Source organism: Corynebacterium sp. UMB9976, from assembly GCF_030212265.1.
Taxonomy (GTDB): domain Bacteria; phylum Actinomycetota; class Actinomycetes; order Mycobacteriales; family Mycobacteriaceae; genus Corynebacterium.
Genome location: NZ_JASODY010000078.1, coordinates 1 through 310 on the forward strand (window position 1 = coordinate 1; position 310 = coordinate 310).

The 310-nt window shown below is 61.3% G+C and carries 1 protein-coding gene and 1 pseudogene; both read left to right on the forward strand.

The genetic code is table 11. The annotated features are described in order from the left end of the window. Window positions 1-176, forward strand: a 176-nt coding sequence (locus QP140_RS09875) for an acyl-CoA dehydrogenase family protein (RefSeq protein ID WP_284759485.1), incomplete at its 5' end; no start/stop codon positions are given. 2 nt (window positions 177-178) lie between these two features. Further along, window positions 179-310 (forward strand): annotated as a pseudogene (locus QP140_RS09880) (MaoC family dehydratase); the annotation flags it as partial.

Sequence of the window (310 nt, forward strand, 5' to 3'; positions counted from 1 at the left end):
TTGCCTCGGAGGCTGCGATGGACAACGCGCGCGACGCGACGCAGATTTTCGGCGGCTACGGATTCATGAACGAGTACCGCGTGGCACGCCACTACCGCGACTCCAAGATCCTGGAGATTGGCGAGGGCACCACAGAAGTGCAGCTCATGCTGATCGCACGCGGATTGGGGCTGTAAAAATGGCTGACAACAACGCAACCGAAGTCACCCGCGACGTCGTGCAGCGCGGACTGTGGTTCGAAGAGTACGAGGTTGGCGCGCGTTACCTGCACCGTCCGGGGCGAACCGTCACTGAAACCGATGACGTCCTC